The sequence below is a fragment of the Flavobacterium sp. NRK F10 genome, assembly GCF_024054235.1.
GTDB classification, from domain to species: Bacteria; Bacteroidota; Bacteroidia; order Flavobacteriales; family Flavobacteriaceae; genus Flavobacterium; species Flavobacterium sediminis.
The window spans coordinates 2,209,077-2,218,262 of record NZ_JAMXLC010000001.1; the positions used below are offsets into that span (position 1 = coordinate 2,209,077).

The window sequence follows — 9,186 nt, forward strand, 5'->3', positions numbered from 1 at the left end:
AATATAAATACAACGGTAAAGAACTGCAAGATGAACTCGGTTTGAATTGGTATGACTACCAAGCGAGAAACTATGATCCTGCTCTCGGTAGGTGGTTTAATATAGATCCATTGGCTGAAGTTTCTAGAAGATGGTCTCCTTATGTATATGCTGTTAATAACCCTGTTTATTTTATAGATCCTGATGGAATGTGGCCTGATCCGGCTTGGTTGAAAAGTTATGCCAAAGGGGCTTGGAGTGCAGGAAGAAACCTTATAGTAGGTACAGCAACGAGTACTTATCACGGATTGAAAAATGGAGTTAGTGCTACTAAAAGTGTTGTACAAGCATATAAGAAAGAAGGAGTAGCAGGAGCTGCAAAAGAGTATGTGAATCAAGTTTATGAGACAAGTGGAGCAAAAAGCGCAGTTGAAACTGTAGAAAAGGCAGCAACGGGAGATGGTGAAGCAATAGGGAAAACGGTGGTTAATGTAACGGCTGTTGTGCTTACTCATAGAATTCTTAAAGGAACAGGAGAAACAACAGCTACAGCTACTAGTGAGGTAGCAAGCAGTGAAACGGCTGTTAGTAGTACAAAAGCAAATACATTAAAGGCTAATAGAGCGCAAGGAGTTAGTTTTGAAAATCAGGTTCAAACTCAATTAGAAGCAAGTGACGCTAAAGTAGCAACGCAAGTAACAATTGAAGCTTCAGACGGTACACGTACACGTCCAGATTTTTTAACAGTAGATTCAAATGGAACAATTGGAATAGTTGAAGCAAAATCTTCAGCAACTGCACCATTAACACCAAATCAAACAATAGCTTTTCCATTAATTGAGCAAAATGGAGGGGTTGTTAAAGGAAATAATGGAGCTTCGGTTGGGTTACCAGCAGGAACTCAAATACCTCCAACAAATGTAAATATAGTTAGACCTCAATAAAAAAAGTATGATTACATATGATAGAATAGATTGGCATACCGGAAGTAATTACCCTAAAGAATTACCTTTTCAAAATGGTGGCACTCATATAGGTATGTTTTTAACATGGATAATTAATAATAATCTTATTAGTTCAATGCATCTTGAAAATTCAAAAAAATCAATAGAAAAAGTTAAGGCAAGAGAGATGACAGGAACACAATTTTTGATAAAAGAATGTGACGGTAAGTTATGGTCAGAAGACTTAAATAAAGAAGGAAATAGCTTTGCACATTTTTATTATGCAAATGAAAAAGATTATGGGCAATATATAGATGATTATGCAAATGTTTTTAATAAATATGAAACCTTATTTCATGTAGAAGATAATTGGGGAAATTATGAAAAAATAGAACCTGTTATTACTAAAATGTATAATGAATGGAAACAAAAGATTAGTTCATAATCTGTATTTTTTCCTCGTTTTTTATTATATAAACCAATAGAAATACTTTAAACGATCTGTATTACTGTTGTGAGAATACAAAGTTAAGTAGAGGTATGAATAAAAAGTAAAGCCACTCTGTTATAGAGTGGTTTTATTTTTTACGTCTTTTTCTTCTGCTGTTGTTGTAGTATCTACCAGAATGTTGCCCTCTGATCTTCCCGTACAGGTAAATGCCAATTATCCAAGCGACAATCCCTAAAACAATCTCATACCATTGCATATAATAAAAAGTATTTAATTAAGAAATCAAAAAAACGCTATTAGCTTTAAAATAATAAAACGGTTAATAACAAAAAATAGGGGTATTGATTTTATACTTATCTTTGTGTTGTAGGAACGTCCTGCGCACCTGAATAATGAAAAAACCGAAGTTGCAGCTTCGGTTCTTATTAGGATTTTGGTGTTATTTATTAACCAAAAAAAGTATACGAATTATGGAACAAATCAATGTTCTTTTATTTTTATTGGTAGTTATTGCAATTACCAAACTACTTGGAGTAATAGATAAACTCAATAAGTAGTTAAATCACCAGACCCATTTGCAGCAGCAGGTGGGTTTTTTGTTGGTTGTATAGTCTATATACTTGAATTATACAATCAATACTAACAAATAGTGTACACAAATGTACACAGCAAATGTACAACATATTTATTAGTTTAGTACAATCAGTACAAGCAAAAATGTATGTTAAATAAAAAAAAAGTTGTAAATACAGCATCATAAAAAGCATTAAAAGCTATAGATGTTAATGTAGCTGGTCTTCCTTGCAAAGTATAGAAGAAAGAAAAAAAGCTTATTTATAAGCCTGTTTAGCTTTATAATCCCTGATAGTCATATCAATAAAATAAAAGAGCTTCTCTTTTACATCTTCCGGCAACTGCTGTACCTCTAAGATACGATTTAACGTATTAGTATCCAGTAACACATCCGTATTACCTGTAAGGTAATCTAAAGACACTTCCAGAAAATCAGCCAATTTATTAGCGGTATCAATAGAAGGCTTCATCTCGTCACGTTCGTATCGTCCTATTACCGGAGACTTTGTTCCCAAGTGTTTAGCCAAATCTTCTTGCGAAAGGTTTTTGCTTTTTCTTACTTCTGTTAATCGTTTACCAAAACTCATAAGTGTTATTTAATACTGCAAATACAGGAATAGAGCAAATTTATAGAATGTAAAAGTATTAAACAAATATTAAAAATTTTGTCATTTAAAACTGATTGGTTATTTTTGAAACTTAAAAGTTCTATAAAAATAATTTTCATTATGGCAACAGCAGCTTTACTTACTACCAATCCCAACCAATTAGAATATCAAAACCAATTAATCAAAATAGCAGTGTTAGGCGGTATCAGGTTAGACGGTTTAGACCGAATGCGTGTAACACTCAAAATACAAACAATACTATATCCGCAATCAGAGGAAACACCCCCTTCGGGGGCTGGAGGGCTTGCAGTACGCCATAATTTAGACCTATACAACGACACCCAAGTAGAAAAACTAATCCGAAAAACAGCCACTAAGTTAGAAATAGGTACAAGTGTAATCGAAGCGAGTATCAACGAACTGATAGAAGAACTGGAACAATACAGATTAGAAAGTCTAAAGTCACAAGACCAAAGTCCAAAAGCCAAACAACTTACAGAAAAAGAAAAAAACGAAGCTTTAGAGTTATTACAATCAGAGAATCTTTTAACGCTAACGAACGAACTGATCGGTCAAAGCGGAATCATAGGAGAAGAAACCAACCGCTTGATCATGTACTTAATTTTTAGCAGTAGAAAACGAGAGCAACCCTTACACATCATCAGTTTAGGCAGCAGCGGAACAGGCAAAACACACCTACAGGAAAACATCGGCAATTTAATCCCGGACGAAGAAAAAATAGAGATCACCACACTATCAGAAAACGCCTTTTACTACTTCGGGCAACAAGAGCTAAAACACAAACTAATACTGATCGAAGATCTGGACGGAGCCGAAAGCGCCCTCTATCCGATCAGAGAACTACAAAGCAAAAAAAAGATCAGTAAAACCATAGCCTTTAAAAACACCAAAGGAGAAACCAAATCCCAAAACATAACCGTTGAAGGACCTGTATGCGTAGGAGGTGCTACCACTCGGGAACAAATTTACGAAGACAATGCCAACCGTAGCTTTTTAATCTACTTGGATGAAAGCCCCGAACAAGACGATAAAATCATGAACTATCAGCGTAAAGCCTCCGCAGGCAATATTGATATAGAAAAACAATTATTAGCGGTGCAGCTTCTGCGCAACTCACAATATATATTACAAAACATTAGAGTAGTAAATCCCTATGCCGAATCATTAGAGTTACCCAAAGAAGTACTAAAACCCAGAAGAACCAATGCACACTATTTACAATTTATAGAACTCATTACCTATTACCACCAGTTCCAAAGAACAAAACAATACGATCAAACCACAGGCGAAGAATATATAGAAACCACAATAGAAGACATAAAGAATGCTAATGAACTGATCAAAGAAGTATTGATCCGAAAAGCCGACACCTTAACAGGCAGAAGCCGCAACCAGTTAGAAGCCTTTAAAACCATCCTCAAAAATAAAACCGAAACCTTTACCAATGCACAACTAAGAACCACACTTCGAATCGCCAAAAGCACAGCACAATACCATTTAAACGCCTGGTTAGATGCAGGACTGATAACAAAGATACACGACAAAGAATCCCAAACCCATAACTATAGATTAGTAAGCGATAAAGAATACAAAATATTGGAAAACAAAATAGACACTATATTAAAAACAGTAGTAACAAACATCGAGAACAGCACCAGTGAACAAGACCGAACCAAAACACCAATTAGGTCGGTTAAAACCACAACCACAAAGAAAAAACAACAACCGAACGAGTGAACAGCCCAAAGACTATGACGACCAAAAAAAACAAGCACCATTTACCTGTTAGCCTTTACCCATAACCTTAAAAAGAAATGAAAAAACTACCCTTACAAACATCAGGTTACCACTACTTAGAGAAAGCCTTTAAAGAATGGTTAGACATCTTAGGTTTTGTGCCTACAACCGTTTATACTTTACCGAATCAGGCAAGAGAGTTTTTATACTTTTTAGAACAGAACAACATCAAACAGATCCATCAATTATCCGATCAGCACCTGCAAAATTATTATCAGTACTTAACCGCAAGAAGCAATGAAAGACACAACGGCGCTTTAAGTACAAACTATATCAATCATCACATCTGGGGGCTTGAAAAGTTCTTCGAGTTCCTCGATCATAAAGGAGTAAACGGGTTACCGCCTTTAAACTTAAAATTCTTAAAAACAGACAATTTAAAAAGAGAAATACTCACCATAGCAGAAATAAAAGAATTATACAAAATACTGGAAAACCAGCAACTCATTACCCAAAAACAAGAAGTACTGAACCATCAGGACAAAGTAATGCTTACGATCTATTACGGTTGCGGGCTTAGAAGAACAGAAGGCACAAACGTAAGCATAGACGACATCAATTTTGATACCCGGGTATTACACGTAAAAAAAGGAAAGAACAACAAACAGCGATTGATCCCCTTTAACCAAACCACATCAAAGATATTGCAAGACTGGATTTACGAATACCGCCCTTTACTTGTAAAAGACAAAACCGAACACAAACTATTTATCAATGGTCAAGGCAAGCCCCTTACAGGAGGCACTTTAGGCAACAGACTAAAACGGATCATCAACCAAAGCGACAACATAGCACTCAAAGAAAAAACAATTACCCTGCACAGCCTCAGGCACTCCATAGCCACCCACTTACTGGCTAACGGAATGGATCTGCAAAAAGTACAAAGGTTCTTAGGACACAGCAGTTTAGAAACTACTCAAATTTACACACATTTAATCCAAGAAGAAAATGAGTAGTTCGTGAACGCCATTAAAAAACAATAAAAAACACCGTGAACAAACCACGCAGATATATACACATTTAATCGAAGAAAAAGAAAACTAAAAACTGTAAACCGTTAACTATAAACTAAAATTATGGACTTTAAAAGATATTTAAAAGAACAAGGGTTAAGCAAAACCACGATAGAAGCGTACCACTACAACACCTTAAAATTCATCAGCTTTTTAGACCAAACCAATACCGAAGCCGAAACCTGTAGCGCAAAAGAGATCCTGTTATATGTAAGTTACTTACAAAAAAAAGGAGTAGACGCAGTAACCAAAAAGATGCAGTTGTACAGCTTAAAACACTACTTCAGCTTTTTAATAGAACACAAAAAACGAAAAGACAATCCTGCGAAAAAAATAAAACTACAAGGCACGCAAAAGCCAAAGATCTATCCCATACTAACCCCACAGGAACTACAAAGCCTTTACGAAAACTACCCGGTTCCCAAAGCAGACGATAAGCGAAGCCATCACAATTGGTTTACCGGTTACAGACTAAGCAAAGAACGAAACAAAGTCATTCTGGGGTTGTTCGTTCATCAAGGCATAACCACAGCCGAAGTAAGCAGGATCTTAGTAGACGATCTGGATTTACGAAACGGAAAAATAGACATCAGAGGCGGAAGAATAGGAAAAGATCGTACACTAGAACTTAAATCCAATCAAATACTGGATATCATGGAATACCAATATACCACCAGAAACGAACTGCTAAAATATCAGGAACAAAACACCGGGCAATTTTTTTTAAGCACTCCGGCATCCGGAAAGACCAAAGTAAAAGAATCAGGCACACTAAGCATCTACAAACGACTAACAGAAGAACTAAAAGAACAAAACCCGAAGTTCATCAACTTCCTGCAAGTTCGCGCATCCGTCATCACCTATTGGCTTAAAAATTACAACCTAAGACAAGTGCAATACTTTGCCGGACACAAACACATACTATCAACCGAAATGTATCTAATCAACGATATCGACGATCTACAAAAAGAAATCGAGAACTTCCACCCGATAGGGTAATATAAAAAAAATCGGTACGCTTCGCTGACGAATTTGCGCCCGCCCAGTCCAAGCTTCCCAAGCTCCTGCGTTTTACACCCTGCGCTTAGCCCTTGTTTACCCCGAGTAAGGCACTTTGTTTTTGCCCTTTTATTTTTCCAAACCCATCGCGCATAAAAGAGACAAAAACAAAGAGCCTTACACCCCAACCGATAAACAAGCGCACCCCAAAAAACGCCCCCAAGCTATTGATACATAATGCGCTCTTATAGTTCAAGCCCTTCGGGTACGCTACGCCTTGCAGCTATAAGCCCATTATGTAAAATAGCCGCACCCCCGGCGCCCACCCGTTCCCCCCGCCACACCCGACACCCATTTGTCCGGTATCAAAATAATGCGGAATCCAAAGCCAAAAAACCACCCAAAAACCACCCGAAACCCCGAAAAACAAAGCACAAAAAAATACCAAGTACAACACCATCAAACCCCTACGGATAAAATCTGTCAAAACCTACAGATAAAATCTAACACCTTAAAAGACACATGGTTACAAATTTTTGCTCAAAAAACATCACAAAATTACGCCTGCACCACCACAGCTCACAGTCTTAGATCTTTGCTCATTTTTTAGCACAAAAATTAAAAACCGATCCTTATGCACTCAATCGGCGTGCGCCTAATCTTTTTAAAAACCCCCGATTGTCCGAGCTTCGCCCACCGCCTTAAATCGGCGGTTTTTAAAAAGGCATCCTTTAGCCGTTCCATCAGCCTATTACGTGTAAACCCGTAAAGTGTCCAGATACTTTACAAAGCTGTAAAGAGGTAAAACACATATTTTTTTATTTAACTCATCGTACTGAATTTTATAAAAAAACACGAAAAACCATATCACATGATAGTTAGAAAAAGTGTTGAAACTGAGCAAAAATTAACTGTCCTATTTTTTTTAAAAGCCAGTATTTACCTTGCTTGAGAAAAAAAAGTGATACAAAAATGAAAAAAAATGAACTTTTTAGAAATACGGACATATTTATATATAAAGAAAATATTATGACTGAAACAACTTTACTAATAACAATCATTTTAGTGTTTATAATCGTTATGACACTAATATTAAACAAAGTAGAAAAAGACAGGATAAAACCAATCGGAGACTTTTTTGTGAAAGTACTTCCCGGTATTCCATTTACCAAAATCATCGAAATGTTTAAAAACAAATAAACCGAATAGTTACAGATGTTCCGTAGACCTCCCGAGGATGAGCCCACCATAAGCCCACTAAAGCCGACTTAATCAGATAAATAAAAAAAGGATAAAACAACTATAAAGCATAGTTGCTATATCCCTGAAATAATGATTATAAAGCCCTGTAAGCATAAAAAAAGCTCCCGGTTACCCGAGAGCCCAACGGTTAATAGAAGAGTCTTACAACTCAAAAAACATCAATTATACGCATAGCGTTACCCTGAGCCAGTAGATAATCCACATTATCCACCTTTTGGTAAAACTCAATCCCCAGACAAGCCAGCACACTGATGCCCGCATCAGGGATCAATCCCCCCGGAGCATCAGCCACTAACGATATAGTAGCCGGCGTGTTGTCAATAGGCAGAATGTTACTGTATTGAGTGATCCCTATACTGTTCTGATCCGGTACATCCGGTTCATAGTTCAGCGTAGAACTGTCATAACTGTAATCCGACAACCAACCCACAGCCCCTACGATACGGAACCCCGTAGCCCCTGCCGGAGCATTAATAAAATTGATCGGAATAAAACCCGGAATAGTAAAAGTGATCTGTACCCTGTCCGTATCCGTCGTTACCGAGTAAGGCGCATTAAAAACAGAAGTAAAGCTCAACTTGTCATTAAGTTCCAGTCCCTTAGCCTGGCTTTTGTTCCCGCTCAAAGCAATAGGGCGCTGTCCCCTTGTTCCTGAAGCTTTAGCATTGATCGACTTGAATAAGCGTGTAAGAGAAGCCGTTAAAGTACTTCCGCCCATCGTCTGGATCACGCTGCTAAGAGCTGTTCGCAACGCTTTACCCACTTTGGCAGCACCGCCAAACTCGGCATTGTTCTCCCGTGTACGAACAAAGTTCGCACCCGTAGCGATCTTTTCTTTACTTGGCCCGCCTGCGGTTCTGGCCAAATACTCACCATTGGAAGAGTAGAACGATACCCCGCCAATATTACCAACTAACTTGATAATCCCTTTTTGCTTACTCATAACGTAAAAAATTAAAGGTTACTAACTGGGGGCAATTTATTTATATGCTTGACATATAAACGGATAACTTCAAAACGCATGCCATTATTGTAAGAAAAAAAGTTAAATAAAAAATAAATACAAAAAAACCAACATGATGTAATAAACATTATCTTTGGTAAGTATGTTTACAGCAGGTTACACTTATGATGCTTTTTTAACTTATAGTTCTGAGGACTATGAGCAAAAACCATTTTTGGAAAAATCAAACCATGAAACGAGGGAAAACGGGCGTTTTTTGGAAGTTAAGACATACCAATATAAATACGTAACGGTAAACCCATCAAACGGAACGGTAACGGTAAACCCAGTAACCGGAGAAGTGACCTATACTCCTGATCCGAACTATGTAGGAACGGATACTTTCGAATATCAGGTATGTGACAACGAGGGTTTGTGTGATACGGCAACGGTAACGGTAGTAGTTAATCCGGTAAACGATGCACCGGTAGCAACAGACGACAATGCAACAACCAATGAAGATACACCTGTAGTTATCGACGTAACAGCTAACGATACAGATACAGACGGAACGATCGATCCGACTACGGTAGTA

At 37.4% G+C, this 9,186-nt stretch carries 9 protein-coding genes; 7 read left to right on the forward strand and 2 right to left on the reverse strand.

Annotated features, from left to right (window positions below; translation table 11 throughout):
- A partial coding sequence (locus NHF50_RS10020) for an RHS repeat-associated core domain-containing protein (protein ID WP_252776178.1) occupies positions 1 to 923 on the forward strand: 923 nt, incomplete at its 5' end.
- A 7-nt stretch (positions 924 to 930) separates the two neighbouring features.
- On the forward strand, positions 931 to 1,368 hold the full coding sequence (locus tag NHF50_RS10025) for a hypothetical protein (RefSeq protein WP_252776180.1): 438 nt from the start codon (positions 931 to 933) through the stop codon (positions 1,366 to 1,368).
- An 836-nt stretch (positions 1,369 to 2,204) separates the two neighbouring features.
- On the opposite strand, the gene NHF50_RS10030 is transcribed toward NHF50_RS10025, so the two are convergent.
- On the reverse strand, positions 2,205 to 2,534 hold the full coding sequence (locus tag NHF50_RS10030) for a helix-turn-helix domain-containing protein (RefSeq protein WP_252776183.1): 330 nt from the start codon (positions 2,532 to 2,534) through the stop codon (positions 2,205 to 2,207).
- 141 nt (positions 2,535 to 2,675) lie between these two features.
- Between NHF50_RS10030 and NHF50_RS10035 the strand changes: the two genes are divergently transcribed.
- The 4 genes from NHF50_RS10035 to NHF50_RS10050 all read left to right on the forward strand — a co-directional run bounded on the left by NHF50_RS10035 (position 2,676) and on the right by NHF50_RS10050 (position 7,585).
- Entirely contained in the window at positions 2,676 to 4,313 is a 1,638-nt protein-coding gene (locus NHF50_RS10035) for a hypothetical protein (protein WP_252776185.1), read from the forward strand.
- Positions 4,314 to 4,390: 77 nt separating this feature from the next.
- Positions 4,391 to 5,329 carry a tyrosine-type recombinase/integrase gene (locus NHF50_RS10040; protein WP_252776187.1) on the forward strand — a complete coding sequence of 313 codons (939 nt, stop codon included), beginning with the start codon at positions 4,391 to 4,393 and terminating at the stop codon, positions 5,327 to 5,329.
- Positions 5,330 to 5,449: 120 nt separating this feature from the next.
- Positions 5,450 to 6,385, forward strand: coding sequence for a tyrosine-type recombinase/integrase (locus NHF50_RS10045; RefSeq protein ID WP_252776190.1), 936 nt, complete (start codon positions 5,450 to 5,452; stop codon positions 6,383 to 6,385).
- Between the two features lie 972 nt (positions 6,386 to 7,357).
- Complete coding sequence (locus NHF50_RS10050; protein ID WP_252776192.1) at positions 7,358 to 7,585, forward strand: hypothetical protein; 228 nt, start codon at positions 7,358 to 7,360, stop codon at positions 7,583 to 7,585.
- 211 nt (positions 7,586 to 7,796) lie between these two features.
- Here NHF50_RS10050 and NHF50_RS10055 read toward each other — a convergent pair whose 3' ends face one another.
- Positions 7,797 to 8,591, reverse strand: coding sequence for a hypothetical protein (locus NHF50_RS10055; protein ID WP_252776194.1), 795 nt, complete (start codon positions 8,589 to 8,591; stop codon positions 7,797 to 7,799).
- 163 nt (positions 8,592 to 8,754) lie between these two features.
- Here NHF50_RS10055 and NHF50_RS10060 point away from each other — a divergent pair.
- Positions 8,755 to 9,186: Ig-like domain-containing protein (locus tag NHF50_RS10060; RefSeq protein WP_252776196.1), on the forward strand; the 432-nt coding region annotated here is incomplete at its 3' end.